Origin of the sequence: Neorhizobium galegae bv. orientalis str. HAMBI 540 (assembly GCF_000731315.1) — a bacterium.
In the GTDB taxonomy this organism is placed as follows: domain Bacteria; phylum Pseudomonadota; class Alphaproteobacteria; order Rhizobiales; family Rhizobiaceae; genus Neorhizobium; species Neorhizobium galegae.
This window is the reverse complement of record NZ_HG938353.1, coordinates 3,714,807-3,731,528: the sequence shown is the minus strand read 5'-3', so window position 1 is coordinate 3,731,528 and position 16,722 is coordinate 3,714,807. Positions and strand designations below refer to the sequence as shown.

Genomic DNA, 16,722 nt, shown 5'->3' with positions numbered 1-16,722 from the left:
GAACCTATGGAAACGCTCGGGGTTACCGCAACGCCATACATGACGCTGCTGGCCTTGAGCGTTGTCCTTCTGGTGTTCCATGTTCTACTGCAGGGTACGCTTTCCACTCGCGAGCTTGGTCGTGAATGGAACGCAGGGCCGCGAGACGAGGGACTGGCGCCGAGGGACAAGTTCGCGGGGCGTGCCGCGCGTGCTTCGAAAAATTTCCAGGAGACCTATCCGGCGTTTGTCGGGCTTCTGCTCGGCGTTGCCTTTGCTCGAGACGCGTCCGGCTGGGGGCTGATCGGCGGCTGGATCTGGCTGATCTCTCGGGTCGTTTATATCCCGCTCTATATGGGCGGCGTGCCTTATATCCGCTCCCTCGTCTGGACGGTGAGCCTGATCGGGCTTCTCGCCATGACCATCGCGCTTTTCCGGTGACGCCATGACCGCATCCTTGAAAACATGGCTTCCGATACTTTGCCTGGTGCCGGGCATGGCGATAGCTGCCGAGCGATGCGCCATCGAGAAGGCCGTGTTCGTCGAGGCTACTGCCGGGACCGTGCTTTCGTTCAAGCCGGTCGGTTCGGATGCGGCGGTCGTCAGCCACCTGTTCACGATCACCGGGGCCAAGCTGAAGCTCGACGGCAACGTCATGTATGACGAGGAATCCAAGCGTCCAGGCGGCATGGTGACGAACAACTGCCCGCAGGGCGATGCGACCGGCGCCGAACTTCGGGCCTGTACCGTCTGGACAGGCGTGCCTTATGCCCTTGATGTGGCGACCGGCCATATCGACATATTGGGCGCGGCGAATACCCGGGCGCCGGACGCGATCCTGATGCCGGGCTTCGGCCCGTCGATCCGACATTCGACGCTGTGGGGCAAAAGCGGTCTGAAACAGGTCCCCTGGGATCTGTACGAGTTCAAGGAATGCAAGGCATGAGCGAAAACCCTGTTCTTCTGGTGACCGGCGGAAGCCGCGGCATCGGCGCGGCGGTTTCGCTCATGGCTGCCAGCCGCGGCTGGCGGGTGGCGGTGAACTACGCGTCCAATCGGCAGGCGGCCGAAAAGGTGGTCTCGGAAATCGAGGCAGCCGGCGGCGAGGCGATCGCGGTCGAGGCGGATGTCGGCAATGCGACCGAGATCGTCGCGATGTTTCTGGCGGTCGACCGACATTTCGGGCGGCTGGACGGGCTGGTCAACAATGCCGGGATCGTCGACATGCCCCAACGCATCGACGAGATGAGCGCCGAACGCATCGAGCGAATGATGCGGGTCAATGTCATCGGTTCGATCCTGTGTGCCGGAGAGGCGGTGCGCCGCATGTCGACGAAACACGGCGGCAAGGGCGGCGTGATCGTCAATATCTCGTCGATGGCTGCCAAGCTGGGCTCTCCGGGGCAATATGTCGATTACGCAGCTTCGAAGGCCGCGATCGACACGCTGACCATTGGCTTGGCGCGCGAAGTCGCGACCGAAGGCGTGCGCGTCAATGCGATCCGCCCAGGTGTTATCGACACGGATATCCATGCGTCCGGCGGCCTGCCGGACCGGGCGCGCGACATGGCGCCCAGCGTTCCCATGCAACGGCCGGGCAGGGCGGAAGAGGTGGCGGATGCCGTCCTCTATTTTCTGTCGCCAGCGGCTTCCTACGTAACCGGCGCCATACTCGACGTGAGCGGCGGGCGCTAAGAGATGAAGAGAAGGAAAAAGTACTATGGCATATGATCTCGTCGTCATCGGAAGCGGCCCCGGCGGTTACGTCTGCGCGGTGAAGGCTGCCCAGCTCGGCCTCAAGGTCGCGGTCGTGGAAAAGCGCGCCACCTATGGCGGGACCTGCCTCAACATCGGCTGCATCCCCTCCAAGGCGCTGCTGCACGCTTCCGAAATGTTCGCCCACGCCGCCCACGGCATGGATGCGCTCGGCGTCGAGGTTTCCGCGCCAAAACTCAATCTTGAAAAGATGATGGCCCACAAGGACGCGACCGTTAAGTCGAACGTCGACGGGGTCTCCTTCCTGTTCAAGAAGAACAAGATCGACGGCTTCATCGGCACCGGCAAGATCGTCTCGGCCGGCAAGGTCACGGTGACCGGCGACGACGGCAAGGTCCAGGAACTTGAAACCAAGAACATCGTCATCGCCACCGGCTCCGACGTTGCGGGCATTCCGGGCGTCAATGTCGAGATCGACGAGAAGGTGATCATTTCGTCGACCGGCGGCATCGCGCTCGAAAAGGTGCCGCAGCACCTGATCGTGGTCGGCGGCGGCGTCATCGGCATGGAGCTCGGTTCGGTCTGGTCGCGCCTCGGCGCCAAGGTGACTGTCGTCGAATACCTGGACAAGCTGCTCGGCGGCATGGACGGCGAAGTCTCCAAGCAGTTCCAGCGGATGATGGTGAAGCAGGGCATGGACATCCGTACGGATGCCAAGGTCACCGGCGTCGAAAAGACCGCCACTGGCGCCAAGGTCACCTACGAGCCGGTCAAGGGTGGTGAGGCCCAGACGCTGGAAGCCGACGTGGTGCTGATCTCTACCGGGCGCAAGCCCTACACGGCAGGCCTCGGCCTGGAGGAAGCGGGCGTCAAGCTGGACAACCGCGGCCGCGTCGAGATCGACGGCCACTTCAAGACCAATGTCGAGGGCATCTATGCGATCGGCGACGTGGTCAAGGGACCGATGCTTGCCCACAAGGCGGAAGACGAAGGTGTGGCGATGGCGGAAATCCTCGCCGGCCAGCACGGCCATGTGAACTACGACGTCATCCCGAGCGTCGTCTATACCCAGCCGGAAGTCGCGTCCGTCGGCAAGACCGAGGAAGAGCTGAAGGCTGCGGGCATCGCCTATAAGGTCGGCAAGTTCCCGTTCACGGCGAACGGCCGCGCCCGCGCGATGCTGGCGACGGACGGTTTCGTGAAGTTCCTGGCCGACAAGGACACCGACCGGGTTCTCGGCGGCCATATCGTCGGTTTCGGCGCCGGCGAAATGATCCACGAGATCGCCGTGTTGATGGAATTCGGCGGTTCGTCGGAAGACCTCGGCCGCACCTGCCATGCCCATCCGACCATGTCGGAAGCCGTCAAGGAAGCAGCACTCGCGACCTTCTTCAAGCCGATCCACATGTGAGCGCGTCCAGCGCTTTCATGCCGGTATGATCGGGAAGGGTGGGACATCGTCCTGCCCTTTCGCCGTTTGTGAGGCCTACCCCTCGAAACGGCCCGTGGCATCACGATCGCGCTCGTATCGCCTGGCGAGCGGAAACGGCGGCAACCAGGACTCACGGCGGATGATCCAGCTTTCGTAGGTTGGCGTCAGCTGGTCGGGGGCATCCAGAGATCCGAGGTTGACTTCGATCTCGTCCGCGGTGCGTGCGAAAACCGACGAGCCGCAGCGGGGACAGAAAAACCGCCCGGCGTAATCGCGCGTCTCGCCATCGACCGTTACCGCGTCCTCGGGAAATATCGCGGAAGCGTGGAAAAGCGCTCCATGGTGCTTGCGGCAGTCGAGACAGTGACAGAGGCCGACCCGGTACGGCAGCCCCGACGCCACAAATCGCACGTTGCCGCACAGGCAACCGCCGGTAAATCGATCCATGTCGCGTCTCCTCCAAAATCAAGCGGCGGGAAATTTTACCGACCAGCAGCTTCGGTGCAATTGTCCGCAGCGGACGATAATGTTCATCGCTACCAGCCGAACACACGGCATGGAATTATGATTGATCAATTCCAGGATTAAATCTTGGACAGGGTTGCCGCTTTCGCTTGAGCATCCGGCAAACGGACCTAGACTGGATTCCATCACTCTAACCTTCTGAAAAAGGTCAAGAAAATGGCTTCCTCCTTCACAGTTCCCCAGCGTATCCTACATTGGCTGATGGCGGCGCTGATCCTATTCAACCTGCTTTTCACCGACGCCATGGAGACTGCCGCGCGGCTGATGTTCCGCGGTCAGGCACTGACGCCGGAGCAGGTGAGTTCGGCGAATATCCATGCCTATGTCGGCATCGGCGTGCTGGCTCTCGGCCTGATCCGGCTCTGTCTGCGGTTGGTGCAAGGTGTGCCGCCGGAGCCGCGGCAAGAGCCTCCGTTCCTGCGGTTGGTGGCGAAGATCAGCCACTGGGCTTTTTACGCGCTCTTTGTCGCCATGCCGTTTGCTGGCATCGGCGCGTGGTATTTCGGAAACAAGACTGCCGCCTTCGCGCATACGGGGCCGCTGAAGTTGCTGATGTGGGCATTGATCGTCGCCCATATCGGCGGGACGCTGGTGCATCAGTTCTATTGGAAGACCGATGTGCTGAAGCGGATGACGAGCGGTTGACGACGAATGGGCGGCGTCAGTTGATCGCCGTCACCTTGAAGCCCTGTTTCCGGAAGAGCTCGACAAGGCCTTCCTCGCCCGGCAGGTGAAGGGCGCCGACGGCCATGAAGGCGCCGCCCTGATCCAGGATCGGAGCTGCCCGATCGGCCATCACATGGTTGCGCTTGCTGACCACCAGGTTTTCGAAGTCGCCATAACCGGCCTCGTCCTCGGTTCCGTCGGGTGCCACGGCTTTCAACATCGGCATGGCAAGGCCGATATTGCCTGAGAGATAGACTTCGGTCAGCGTCTCGAAAATGTCATCGACGCGCCGGCCGAGCTTGATGGTCTCGATCAGCGACTTGAGGTGAAGCTCGATCGGGATGGCGTTCAGTGCCGCCGCCTGTTCTTCGAGCGTTTCCAGCCCTTTGACCGGTTTGCCCTCGGCGGTGGCCTGTTCGGCAATCTTCTTGTCGAGAAAGGCGACGTTCTGCGCCTTGCGGGCGAGTTCGCAAGCCGGCACGGAAACGAGAGCCATCAGCATCCACGGTCGCATGCGCGAAACGGCCGAGAGCGGCACTCCGCGTGCCTTCAGGCCGGTCTCGAGCAGCGCGACATCATCCTTGGGCAACAGCGAATCGATCGTGCTGCCATCCGTCAGCATCATCAGTTCCGGTTTGGCCAGCATCTTGGCCATTGCCTTCTTCTCGTCGATGACCTCGTCGGATTCGATGATGATGGTCTTTGCCTTGGAATGGGCTTCGGCGGCGCCAAGCGGCATTTTCAGCACCCGCGGGTCGGAAACGTGCATGGTGCCGAGCAGATAGGAGGCTTGAAGCCCGTCCTTCTCGATTTTCCAGAAGATGCCCTTGCCGTTCGGTACCTTGGCGCCCTCGGCGACGATCTGGTCGTAAAGCGGCGACTTTTCGGCCTTCATCTCTTCGAGAAGGTTCTGGCCGTCACAGGCCGGCGTTTCCGCCCGTGCAGGGGATAATGAGCCGAGGATGAGAAGCAGAGAGGCAAGTGCTGCGACATGTGCGGCCGCAATCAGCCACAGCACGAAACCTTGGGCGCGTTTCATCAAAGCGCCGGTGGGGGAGGCAAAGGCGGGAGTCATCATGTCATCCGTCTGAAAGTTGCCGACATATTAGCGATGGCGGCTGCACAAGCGCTTAACGCAACTGGTTAAAACTTCGTTCAGGCGCGGGGATGGGCGCGGTCGTAGACTTCCAGCAATCTGGAGGAATCGACGCCGGTATAGACCTGCGTTGTCGAGAGGCTGGCATGGCCGAGCAGTTCCTGGATGGTGCGCAGATCGCCGCCGCCGGCGAGCAGATGGGTGGCGAAGGAATGCCGCAGCGCGTGCGGCGTGGCTGTCTCCGGCAGGCCGAAGGCACTCCGGAGCTTCTGCATTTCCCGCTGGATGATCGCCGGCTGCAATGGACCGCCGCGAGCGCCCCGGAAGAGGGGTTTCTCTGCCTCCAGATGGTAGGGGCAGAGTTTCTGGTAGGTGGCGACGGCATCGAAAACCACCTGCAGGAGCGGCACGAGGCGGGTCTTGCTGCCCTTGCCGGTGATCCGCAGCGTCGTTGCACCCGGCGTCAGGTCGATGGGGCGGAGGCCGAGCGCCTCGGAGATGCGCAGGCCACAGCCGTATAGGAGGGTCAGCACCGCGGCATCGCGGGCGGCGATCCACGGCTCTTCCTGCAGCTGCGCGCCCGTGGTGACGAGATTGAGCGCCTGCCGGTCACTCAGCGGCTTCGGCAGGGATTTTGGCTGCTTCGGAGCGCGGATGGCGCCGGCGGCTGCGGCGTTCACCAGGCCCTTGCGCTCGAGATAACGAAGAAATGAACGAAGCCCGGCAAGATGCCGGCCGAGCGACCGCGCCCCCGAACCCTCGCGGCGGCGGGCTGCCAGGAAGGCGCGCAGGTCGGCCGGGCGCAGCGTGTGGATATCGGAGATTTTCGCCGGACCTGCCAGATGTCCGGTCAGAAACGTCAAAAACTGCCGCGTGTCGCGTTCATAGGCATCGAGCGTGTTCGGCGAAAGCCGGCGCTCGCTCGCCAGGCTCTCCAGCCATTCCCTGCGTTTTTCGGTCAGGTCGGGCGCGGCGATAATCAGCAGTTCGTTCAAGATCTGACCCGTTGAATTTGGAGAGGTTGCGCCCCAGATTGCTCTGGACGGCGTTACGAAATCCCTAAACCTGCCTTAGTCCTGGGTAACGATGTCATCGTTCGATCATACGGGGCTGCGATACCAAGCAGGTCCTGCCTGCGGGAGTTTCTATGGCGCGCCGTGATTCTACGACCACTTTTGGACAGTTCGCGGAAACAATCGCCCTCGTTTCACAAGGCAGACCTGGTCACATCGTCGACACGCTGATTGCCGAACGCGGCCAGCGGATCGTCCAGAATCCGCTCTGGCCGGCAATGCGTCCATTCCTCTACACGCTGCTGCGTTATGGAAGGGCGATCAAATTCGCCAACGACATCTCCACGCTCAACGGCTTCCAGTGCTTCGAATACATGAGCAACCTCCTGAAGCTGGATGTCACGGTCGCCAATGCCGAGCGTATTCCCGAAAAGGGCGGTTTCATCCTGGTCAGCAACCACCCGACCGGGATTGCCGATGGGGTTGCCGTCTTCGACCTGCTGAAGTCGCGCCGTCCGGACATGATGGTTTTCGCCAACCGAGATGCCGTGCGCGTCAATCCGCGTTTTTCCGAGATGATCATCCCCGTCGAATGGCGGGAGGAGCACAAGACCAAGCTCAAGGCTCGCGAGACGCTGGTTCTGACCAACAAGACCGTCGAGGACGGCAAGGTGATGGTGCTGTTTCCTTCGGGGCGCATCGCCTACTGGGCGGACGGCAGACTGAACGAGCGCCCGTGGAAGACATCTGCCGTTAGCCTCGCGCGCAAATACAACATGCCGATCCTGCCGATCCACATGCGGGCGCGCAATTCCGGTCTGTTCTACTGGTTTGCCAAATGGTCGACGGAGCTGCGCGACATGACGGTGTTCTACGAACTTCTCAACAAGAAGGGCGACCATTTCGATTTCACCGTTGGTCAGATGATCCCGCCGAGCGCGCTGGATGGCGATATGACGGAGGTCACCAAGGCGCTCGAACAGCACACGGTGTTCGAGCTTGCCGCCGATGGCGACGCGACATTCAAGCCTGCCGAGAAATCGCAGACGGCTTCGGCGGCATGAAAGACATGCGTCCCGCGGATATAGCTGCACTGGACATAGGCGTGGTGATTGCTCCGCTCGGCAACCCGCTCGGGGGTGATATCGTGATGCTCGCCGAGACCGCCAGGCAGGAAGGTTATAATCACATCCTGCGGATCGCCGAGGAATGGTCTGCGGGGATCAATCGCTTCGAGCGACGCGGCGAAAGCCTGCTCGGTGCTCACGATCAGGGACGGTTGATCGCCGTCGGCGGGATGACGGTCGAGCCGTCGCGCGCCGACTGGCTGCGGATGCGCCGCTTTTATGTGTCGCGGCGATACCGGGGCAGGGGGATCGGCAGGCGTCTTGCCGAACACCTGCTCGAACACGCCCGCTCCTTCACGCCGGTCGTGACAGTCCATGCCGGCAGCGACGATGCCAGTCGTTTCTGGCAGGCCATTGGCTTTCTGCCGCTGACGGGCGAGAGCTATACGCACACCCTGCGCCTGACCTGAGCGACGTTTTTTCCCGCCGTTCTTTGGCTAGGCCCGTTCTTCGACTAGGAATGGAGCATGCTGCTTCGCTCGATGTTTGCCGCCAACTACCGCTCTCTGCGCTCGATCCGCATGGATCTGGCCGGCGTGAATCTATTCATCGGCGAAAACGGCGTCGGAAAATCCAATCTTTACCGCGCCCTGCAGCTGGTGCAGGCGGCGGTGCGCGGCAATCTTGCCTATGAAATTGCGGCGGAAGGCGGCATGGCTTCGGCGCTCTGGTCTGGACAGCGCCGGCAGGAGAAGAATTTCCGCATCAGGCTCGAAGTCGAGGTTCTTGATGACGAGCGAGCGGTGACGTTCCGCTACCGGGTCGAGGCGGGGCTTCGTCCGCCTATCGATGCAGCGGGCTTTGCCTTCGAGCCGCAGGTGAAGGAGGAGGAGCTTGTCGTTGAAACCGGCTCGCGGCCCGTGACGATGATGAAACGCACCGGGCCGGGGATCATGGTGCGCGGGGCAAGCGGTCGCATGGAGGAGTATCCCGAAAAGGCGATGACCTCGGAAACGGCAATCGCGCTGCTCGGCGATGCCGGCCACTATCCGGAAGTCGGGGCTTTTCGGCGATTGATCGATGGCTGGCGGTTCTTCCACGGTTTTCGAACCGATCGGGATTCCGCCCTGCGGCAGCCCTGCCTTGCCGTTACCTCGCCGCTACTGGATCAGGACGGCGGTAACATGGCGGCGGTGTTCGCGACGCTCGTCCACACCCGTGGGGACACGGTGGAGCTCGACAGCGCCGTTGCTGCAGCTCTTGGCGGGGCGAAACTGCATGTGCCTGAGCCGGGTGAATATGCGGAATTCGGTCTGGTATTTCCCGATTTCCCCAAACGGATTTTTCAGCCACGCGAGCTTTCCGATGGCCAGATCCGTTTCCTCGGGCTCGCCGCGGCGCTGATGTCCTATCGCCAGCCGCCGCTGATCGCGCTCAACGAGCCGGAGGCGAGCCTGCATCCGGACATGCTGGCGCCGCTCGCCGACATGATCGCGCAGGCCGCGCGCCACAGCCAGATCTGGATCGTCACCCATTCGGAACTGCTTGCCTCCGCCGTCCAGGAGCGTTGCGGCACGCGGCCGCGGCGGGTGATCCGAAAGGAAGGCGCCACCTGGATCGACGGCATGCGGCTGACCGGCGTCATCGATGACGAAGACGAGGATGAGTGATCCTGTTTAGGGTTCCCTTTTGTTCCGGGTTTGGGCATGGTCGCCGCCCATGGGCATAGATTCGTCCGATCTCTTCGGTTCGCTGTTTGAAGCGCCGTCATTGGTGAGGGTGGTGCCGGTGCTGGTGCCGCTGCCGGTGCCGGTCGCCTATAGCTATGCCGTGCCGGAGGGGGTGCATGTGGAGCCCGGTTCGGTCGTGCAGGTGCCAGTCGGGCCACGGCAGCTGATCGGGGTCGTCTGGGACGGCGACAACGACGACAAGCTCGATCCCAAGAAGCTGAGGCCGCTGACCCTCGTTTTCGATTGCCCGCCGCTTTCCAAGGAGATGCGCGATTTCGTCGATTGGGTGGCGAGCTATACGCTGTCCCCACCGGGCCTGGTGGCGCGCATGGCGATCCGCGCGCCCGCCGCACTCGATCCGGAGCCGATGGTCGAAGGCCTACGCTATCTCGGCGGCCAGCCGGAGCGGCTGACGCCGGCGCGGGCCCGGGTGCTCGATCTCGCGGACGAGGAAGAAATCCCCTGGACGCGCAGCGGGCTGGCGCATGCCGCCGGTGTCTCGATGAGTGTTGTCGACGGGCTGACCGCGCAAGGGATTTTCGAGACTGTCTTCCTGCCGCCACCGCCGGTCGTGGCGAGGCCCGATCCGGATTATATCAGCCCGCGCATCGAGGGACCGCAGAAACAGGCATCCGTGGACATCCTGGAGTCGATCCGGGCCGGCGGGTTCTCCGCCTCGCTGATCGATGGCGTCACCGGCTCGGGCAAGACGGAAGTCTATTTCGAGGCGATCGCCGAAACCTTGAGGCGCGGAAAGCAGGTGCTGATCCTGCTGCCGGAAATCGCGCTGACATCGAGCTTCCTTGAACGTTTCCAGGAGCGGTTCGGTGCCAAGCCCGGCGAGTGGCATTCGGATCTTGCCCCCCGCATGCGTGAAAAGGTCTGGCGCGGCGTGGTGACCGGCGAGGTGAAGGTGGTGGCCGGAGCGCGTTCGGCGCTGTTCCTGCCCTTCGAGGACCTCGGCCTGATCATCGTCGACGAAGAGCACGACCCGGCCTACAAGCAGGAAGACCGGGTCTTCTACAATGCCCGCGACATGGCGGTGGTGCGGGCCCGGATCGGCGATTTCCCGATCGTGCTGGTTTCGGCGACGCCCTCGGTGGAGAGCCAGGTCAACGGCTTGGCCGGCCGCTACAACACGGTGCACCTGCCAACCCGTTTCGGCGATGCGGCGATGCCAGACCTGCATCTGATCGACATGCGGCGCCACCCGCCGGAGCGCGGTGGATTCCTGTCGCCGGTGCTTTTGCGGGCGATGAAGAAAACCCTGGAGCGGAACGAGCAGTCGCTGTTGTTCCTCAATCGGCGTGGGTATGCTCCGCTGACGCTCTGCCGCGTCTGCGGCCATCGGTTTCAGTGCCCGCAATGTTCGAGCTGGCTGGTGGAGCACCGGTTCAAGAGCCAGATCCAGTGCCATCAATGCGGTTACTCGGAACGGACCCCGGAAGCCTGCCCGGAATGCGGTACGCTCGACCACCTCGTCGCCTGCGGGCCGGGTGTCGAGCGGATTGCCGAGGAGGTCGAAAAGCATTTTCCGGAGGCGCGCACGATCGTGATGTCGTCGGACCTGCTCGGCGGCGTCAAGCGCATGCGGCTAGAGCTGGAGGCGATCGCCAAGGGCGAGGCGGATATCGTCATCGGCACCCAGCTGGTCGCCAAGGGCCATAACTTTCCACTGATGACGCTGGTCGGCATCGTCGATTCCGATCTCGGGCTTTCGAATGGCGATCCACGCGCTGCCGAGCGCACCTTCCAGCTTCTGAGCCAGGTGACGGGCCGCGCCGGGCGAACCGGCCTCAAGAGCCATGGCCTGCTGCAGACCTTTCAGCCTCAGCATCCCGTGATGCAGGCAATCGTCTCGGGAGATGCCGGGGCCTTTTACGAGCGCGAGATCGCCGAGCGGGAAAAGGCGATCCTGCCGCCCTTCGGTCGGCTCGCCTCGCTGATCGTTTCTGCCGATACGCGTGCGGATGCGGAAACCCATGCGCGGGGCCTCAGAGCCGCCGCGCCAAAGGTCACCGGCATTTCGGTGCTCGGTCCGGCGGAGGCGCCGCTGGCGCTGGTGCGCGGCCGGCACCGCTTCCGGCTTTTGGTGCATGGCCGGCGCAATTCCGACATGCAGGCGTTTCTGCGGGCGATGATGGAGAACGGCCCGAAACAGCGCGGCTCGGTGCAGATCCAGCTCGATATCGACCCGCAGAGTTTTCTTTGATCGCCGCTCTTTGCGACTTGTTTACCGCTTGCGTTAGAATCTTGCGATTCGAACGATGCGAGGCGACATGGAACTTTATTTTCCCACTGAACTCGGCGAGCGGGTGGCTTTCGTCTGTGCGGCGGTAACCGCTGCGCTCGGCCTCCTCGTCTTCCTGTTTCCCGCCGTCGTCCTGCGCCTGACTGCATTCCAGATCGGCGAGGTGCGGCCGGAAGGTTATGCCGCGGTCCGATCGACCGGCGCCCATCATCTCGGGTTCGGCCTGGCGGCGATCATGCTCGCCCAGGACTGGATCTACATGACGCTCGGTATCGCACTCGGATTTGCTGCTGTGGGACGATTGCTGTCCTGTGCCCTGGATCGAGGCTTCACCCCCAGAAACATAGCATTTTCCCTACTTCAGGTTGCGCTTGCCGGCGGGCCGCTCGCCTATGTCTTCGGCTATATCTGACGCATAATTCGAAGATTGCAGGCGGTTGCCTGCCGAAAATCCTTCCGCTTCCGGTATAAAATCGCTCTCAGCCCTTGCGTGTCCGGCTTTTTCCGTTATCAGGCGTGTTGCGAGTCCTTACAGCCTATGCTAGACGGACCGCGAAAGTCGGAAAGGGTAGGGCGCAAGCTCTGCAGGTTCTGAGAAAAAATCAAACGATTTCAAGCTCTTGCTTCACCTCTCCCATAGGGTCTGGCGCTTGGATGGCAATACAGGGAAACTGTGCCCGTGGCTGACACGTCCCAGCTTATTTCCGGTGTAGCGGAGCGTTATGCTTCCTCGCTTTTCGAACTGTCTCTCGAGGCTGGTTCGATCGACAAGGTCGGTGCCGATCTTGATCGTTTTCAGGCGCTGCTGGATGAGAGTGAAGACCTGCGACGCCTGGTCGCAAGCCCGGTATTTTCCGCCGAGGACCAGCAGAAGGCCGTGATCGCCGTGGCCGAGAAGGCTGGCATTTCCGGTCTCGTCGCCAATTTCCTGAAGGTGGTCGCCGGCAATCGTCGTCTTTTCGCGATGCCAGGCATGATCCGCGCCTTCCGCCAGATCGCCGCAGAGCATCGCGGTGAAATCACTGCCGAGGTCACCTCGGCGCATGCGCTTTCCCAGGCGCAGGAAAACGAACTCAAGTCGGCGCTGAAGGGCGTAACCGGCAAGGACGTGACAATCGCCGTGACCATCGACCCGTCGATCCTCGGCGGCCTGATCGTCAAGGTCGGTTCTCGTCAGATCGATACTTCCCTTCGCACCAAACTTTCCACCCTTAAGCTTGCACTGAAAGAGGTTGGCTGATGGATATCCGCGCCGCGGAAATTTCCGCAATTCTGAAAGACCAGATCAAGAATTTCGGCCAGGAGGCTGAAGTTTCCGAAGTCGGACAGGTTCTGTCCGTCGGCGACGGCATTGCCCGCGTCTACGGTCTGGACAATGTCCAGGCTGGCGAAATGGTCGAATTCCCGGGCGGCATCCGTGGTATGGCGCTGAACCTCGAAGCCGACAATGTCGGCGTCGTCATCTTCGGTTCCGACCGTGCGATCAAAGAAGGCGACATCGTCAAGCGGACCGGCGCCATCGTCGACGTTCCGGTTGGTCCGGAACTGCTCGGCCGCGTCGTCGACGCGCTTGGCAACCCGATCGATGGCAAGGGCCCGCTCAACGCGACCCGCCGTTCGCGCGTCGACGTCAAGGCTCCGGGCATCATTCCGCGCAAATCGGTTCATGAGCCGATGTCGACCGGCCTCAAGGCCATCGACGCGCTCATCCCGGTCGGCCGCGGCCAGCGCGAGCTGGTCATTGGCGACCGCCAGACCGGCAAGACCGCGATCATCCTCGACACGATCCTCAACCAGAAGGCCATTCACGATAACGGCCCGGATGCGGAAAAGCTGTTCTGCGTCTACGTCGCTATCGGCCAGAAGCGCTCGACGGTTGCTCAGTTCGTGAAGGTTCTCGAAGAGCGTGGCGCTCTGCCGTACTCGATCATCGTTGCTGCGACCGCTTCGGATCCGGCTCCGATGCAGTACCTGGCACCGTTCGCCGGCTGCGCCATGGGCGAATATTTCCGCGATAACGGCATGCATGCCCTGATCGGCTACGACGACCTTTCCAAGCAGGCCGTCGCCTACCGCCAGATGTCGCTGCTCCTGCGCCGCCCGCCGGGCCGCGAAGCTTATCCGGGCGACGTCTTCTACCTGCATTCCCGTCTTCTGGAGCGCGCTGCAAAGCTCTCCGACGAGCGTGGCAATGGTTCGCTGACGGCTCTGCCGGTCATCGAAACCCAGGGTAACGACGTTTCGGCCTTCATTCCGACCAACGTGATCTCGATCACAGACGGCCAGATCTTCCTTGAAACCGACCTGTTCTACCAGGGCATCCGTCCGGCCGTTAACGTCGGTCTGTCGGTTTCTCGCGTCGGTTCCGCCGCGCAGATCAAGGCGATGAAGCAGGTTGCCGGCTCGATCAAGGGCGAACTTGCCCAGTATCGCGAAATGGCCGCCTTCGCCCAGTTCGGCTCCGACCTCGACGCCTCGACGCAGCGCCTGCTGAACCGTGGTGCACGCCTGACGGAACTCCTGAAGCAGCCGCAGTTCGCGCCGCTGAAGACGGAAGAACAGGTCGCTGTGATCTTCGCCGGCGTTAACGGCTACCTCGACAAGATCGCGGTCGCCCAGGTCGGCAAGTTCGAGCAGGGCTTCCTCTCGTACCTGCGTTCCGAAGGCAAGGCTATCCTCGATGCGATCCGCACCGAGAAGCAGCTTTCCGACGACACGCGTGCGAAGCTGAAGGCTGCTCTCGACAGCTACGCCAAGTCGTTCGCCTGAGAACGGATCAAGCCCACCTAACCCCCAGGGGACCGATAACGGATGCCTTCACTTAAGGATCTGAAAAACCGGATCGCCTCCGTCAAGGCGACGCAGAAGATCACCAAGGCGATGAAAATGGTCGCCGCGGCGAAGCTGCGCCGTGCTCAGGAGGCGGCCGAGGCCGCCCGTCCTTACGCGGAACGCATGACCAAGGTGCTGGCCGGCCTTTCGGCCGCCAATGCCGGCAATGCGGAAGCGCCGCTGCTGCTTTCGGGCACCGGCAAGGACCAGGTTCATCTGCTGATCGTCGCGACCGGCGAACGCGGTCTGGCCGGGGGCTTCAACTCCTCGATCATCCGTCTTGCCCGCGACCACGCGCTGAAGCTGCTTGCCCAGGGCAAGACGGTGAAGATCATCACCGTCGGCCGCAAGGGCAACGACATCCTGCGCCGCACGTTCAAGGACAACATCGTCGACTACGTGACGTTCCGCGAAATCAAGCAGCTCGGTTTCGCCCAGGCCGACGAGGTGGCACACAAGGTGCTCGCGCTCTACAATGCCGGTGAATTCGACATCGCGACGCTGTTCTACGCACGCTTCCAGTCGGTGATCTCGCAGGTGGCGACCGCCTCGCAGATCATCCCGGCCAAGTTCGATGCGACGCAGGCTGCGGATGCCTCCTCGGCGCTCTACGAATACGAGCCGAGCGAAGAGGAAATCCTCGAAGACCTGCTGCCGAAGAACGTCGCAGTCCAGATCTTCCGGGCTCTGCTCGAAAACAACGCTTCCTTCTATGGCGCGCAGATGTCCGCAATGGACAACGCGACGCGCAATGCCGGTGACATGATCAACAAGCTGACTCTCTCCTACAACCGTCAGCGCCAGGCACAGATCACCAAGGAACTTATCGAAATCATTTCGGGCGCGGAAGCGCTCTGAGGTAAAGAAAGAGGGTAAGAATCATGGCTACCGCAACGGGCACGTCCCTCGGCAAGGTGACCCAGGTTATCGGCGCTGTCGTCGACGTCACTTTCGACGGCGAACTGCCGGCGATCCTGAACGCGCTTGAAACCGACAACAACGGCAACCGCCTTGTTCTCGAAGTCGCGCAGCACCTCGGCGAAAGCGCCGTCCGCACCATCGCAATGGACTCGACCGAAGGTCTGGTTCGTGGTCAGCACGTCACGGATACCGGCGCTCCGATCACCGTTCCGGTCGGTCCGGAAACGCTCGGCCGCATCATGAACGTCATCGGCGAGCCGGTGGACGAAGCCGGTCCGCTGGTCACCTCCGGCAAGCGCGCCATCCACCAGGAAGCGCCTTCCTACGTCGATCAGTCGACCGAAGGCCAGATCCTGGTCACCGGCATCAAGGTCGTCGACCTGCTCGCGCCTTACGCAAAGGGCGGCAAGATCGGCCTCTTCGGCGGTGCAGGCGTCGGCAAGACGGTTCTCATCATGGAACTCATCAACAACGTCGCAAAGGCACACGGCGGTTATTCCGTGTTCGCAGGCGTCGGTGAGCGTACCCGCGAAGGCAACGACCTTTACCACGAAATGATCGAATCGGGCGTCAACAAGCATGGCGGCGGCGAAGGCTCCAAGGCCGCGCTCGTCTATGGCCAGATGAACGAACCGCCGGGCGCCCGCGCTCGCGTGGCTCTGACCGGTCTCACCATCGCTGAAGATTTCCGCGACAAGGGCCAGGACGTTCTGTTCTTCGTCGACAACATCTTCCGCTTTACCCAGGCAGGTTCGGAAGTGTCGGCTCTGCTCGGCCGCATCCCTTCGGCCGTGGGCTATCAGCCGACGCTCGCCACCGACATGGGCCAGATGCAGGAACGCATCACCACCACGACCAAGGGCTCGATCACCTCGGTTCAGGCCATCTACGTTCCCGCCGACGACTTGACCGACCCGGCACCGGCAACCTCGTTCGCCCACTTGGATGCAACGACGGTTCTGTCGCGTTCGATCGCCGAAAAGGGCATCTACCCGGCCGTCGACCCGCTCGACTCCACCTCGCGCATGCTCGACCCGCTGGTCGTCGGCGAAGAGCACTATGATATCGCCCGCAAGGTGCAGACGACCCTGCAGCGCTACAAGTCGCTGCAGGACATCATCGCCATCCTCGGCATGGACGAACTGTCCGAAGAGGACAAGATGACCGTCCAGCGCGCCCGCAAGATCGAGCGCTTCCTGTCCCAGCCGTTCTTCGTCGCCGAAGTCTTCACCGGTTCGCCGGGCAAGCTGGTTGCGCTCGAAGACACGATCAAGGGCTTCAAGGGCCTCGTCAACGGCGATTACGACCATCTTCCGGAAGCCGCCTTCTACATGGTCGGCTCGATCGAAGAAGCCGTCGAAAAGGCCAAGAAGCTGGCTGAAGCAGCCTGATCCTGAACGAGATGGCGCGCGGGACTATCTCCGGCGCGCCTTTCCCGCATAAAACACGCGGGCTTCTCGGCAAGGAATTGCCTCGATGCCCTGATGATTTAGT

17 protein-coding genes are annotated in these 16,722 nt (G+C 62.2%); 14 read left to right on the top strand and 3 right to left on the bottom strand.

Going from position 1 to position 16,722, the window contains the following annotated elements; all coding sequences use genetic code 11:
- The first annotated feature begins 6 nt into the window (after positions 1-6).
- The 4 genes from RG540_RS18150 to lpdA are packed head-to-tail and all read left to right on the top strand — an operon-like array spanning position 7 to position 3,106.
- A complete protein-coding gene (locus tag RG540_RS18150) occupies positions 7-420 on the top strand; it encodes an MAPEG family protein (RefSeq protein ID WP_038590801.1) in 414 nt (137 codons plus the stop codon).
- A gap of 55 nt (positions 421-475) precedes the next feature.
- Positions 476-925 (top strand): hypothetical protein, encoded by a 450-nt coding sequence (locus RG540_RS18145; protein ID WP_244446586.1) that lies wholly within the window; start codon positions 476-478, stop codon positions 923-925.
- Positions 922-1,674 carry an SDR family oxidoreductase gene (locus RG540_RS18140; RefSeq protein ID WP_038590796.1) on the top strand — a complete coding sequence of 251 codons (753 nt, stop codon included), beginning with the start codon at positions 922-924 and terminating at the stop codon, positions 1,672-1,674. The genes RG540_RS18145 and RG540_RS18140 overlap by 4 nt, the downstream gene beginning before the upstream one ends.
- 25 nt (positions 1,675-1,699) lie before the next feature.
- Positions 1,700-3,106, top strand: coding sequence for a dihydrolipoyl dehydrogenase (gene lpdA, locus RG540_RS18135; RefSeq protein WP_038590794.1), 1,407 nt, complete (start codon positions 1,700-1,702; stop codon positions 3,104-3,106).
- 75 nt (positions 3,107-3,181) lie between these two features.
- Here the strand turns inward: lpdA and RG540_RS18130 are convergent, their stop codons facing one another.
- Entirely contained in the window at positions 3,182-3,574 is a 393-nt protein-coding gene (locus RG540_RS18130) for a GFA family protein (RefSeq protein WP_038590792.1), read from the bottom strand.
- Positions 3,575-3,808: 234 nt separating this feature from the next.
- On the opposite strand from RG540_RS18130, the gene RG540_RS18125 reads away from it, so the two are divergent.
- On the top strand, positions 3,809-4,297 hold the full coding sequence (locus RG540_RS18125) for a cytochrome b (RefSeq protein WP_038590789.1): 489 nt from the start codon (positions 3,809-3,811) through the stop codon (positions 4,295-4,297).
- Positions 4,298-4,313: 16 nt separating this feature from the next.
- Here RG540_RS18125 and RG540_RS18120 read toward each other — a convergent pair whose 3' ends face one another.
- Positions 4,314-5,393 (bottom strand): TraB/GumN family protein, encoded by a 1,080-nt coding sequence (locus RG540_RS18120; RefSeq protein WP_038594185.1) that lies wholly within the window; start codon positions 5,391-5,393, stop codon positions 4,314-4,316.
- 80 nt (positions 5,394-5,473) lie between these two features.
- Positions 5,474-6,409, bottom strand: coding sequence for a tyrosine recombinase XerC (locus RG540_RS18115; RefSeq protein ID WP_038590787.1), 936 nt, complete (start codon positions 6,407-6,409; stop codon positions 5,474-5,476).
- A 152-nt stretch (positions 6,410-6,561) separates the two neighbouring features.
- Between RG540_RS18115 and RG540_RS18110 the strand changes: the two genes are divergently transcribed.
- The 9 genes from RG540_RS18110 to atpD all read left to right on the top strand — a co-directional run bounded on the left by RG540_RS18110 (position 6,562) and on the right by atpD (position 16,619).
- Positions 6,562-7,491 (top strand): GNAT family N-acetyltransferase, encoded by a 930-nt coding sequence (locus tag RG540_RS18110; RefSeq protein WP_038590784.1) that lies wholly within the window; start codon positions 6,562-6,564, stop codon positions 7,489-7,491.
- On the top strand, positions 7,488-7,964 hold the full coding sequence (locus RG540_RS18105; RefSeq protein ID WP_244446585.1) for a GNAT family N-acetyltransferase: 477 nt from the start codon (positions 7,488-7,490) through the stop codon (positions 7,962-7,964). Before RG540_RS18110 ends, RG540_RS18105 begins: the two co-directional genes overlap by 4 nt.
- 57 nt (positions 7,965-8,021) lie before the next feature.
- Positions 8,022-9,164 carry an AAA family ATPase gene (locus RG540_RS18100; protein ID WP_038590781.1) on the top strand — a complete coding sequence of 381 codons (1,143 nt, stop codon included), beginning with the start codon at positions 8,022-8,024 and terminating at the stop codon, positions 9,162-9,164.
- Between the two features lie 49 nt (positions 9,165-9,213).
- Positions 9,214-11,436: a primosomal protein N' gene (locus RG540_RS18095; RefSeq protein ID WP_038590778.1), complete on the top strand. Its 2,223-nt coding sequence runs from the start codon at positions 9,214-9,216 to the stop codon at positions 11,434-11,436.
- A gap of 67 nt (positions 11,437-11,503) precedes the next feature.
- A complete protein-coding gene (locus tag RG540_RS18090; protein WP_038590775.1) occupies positions 11,504-11,887 on the top strand; it encodes an AGROH133_08824 family phage infection protein in 384 nt (127 codons plus the stop codon).
- A 261-nt stretch (positions 11,888-12,148) separates the two neighbouring features.
- A complete protein-coding gene (locus RG540_RS18085; RefSeq protein WP_080724980.1) occupies positions 12,149-12,715 on the top strand; it encodes a F0F1 ATP synthase subunit delta in 567 nt (188 codons plus the stop codon).
- The gene (gene atpA, locus RG540_RS18080; RefSeq protein ID WP_038590769.1) at positions 12,715-14,244 is read left to right on the top strand and encodes a F0F1 ATP synthase subunit alpha; all 1,530 of its coding nucleotides are present in this window, start codon (positions 12,715-12,717) and stop codon (positions 14,242-14,244) included. Before RG540_RS18085 ends, atpA begins: the two co-directional genes overlap by 1 nt.
- A gap of 42 nt (positions 14,245-14,286) precedes the next feature.
- Positions 14,287-15,165 carry a F0F1 ATP synthase subunit gamma gene (locus RG540_RS18075; RefSeq protein ID WP_038590766.1) on the top strand — a complete coding sequence of 293 codons (879 nt, stop codon included), beginning with the start codon at positions 14,287-14,289 and terminating at the stop codon, positions 15,163-15,165.
- Positions 15,166-15,188: 23 nt separating this feature from the next.
- Entirely contained in the window at positions 15,189-16,619 is a 1,431-nt protein-coding gene (gene atpD / locus RG540_RS18070; RefSeq protein WP_038590763.1) for a F0F1 ATP synthase subunit beta, read from the top strand.
- Positions 16,620-16,722 lie beyond the last annotated feature (103 nt).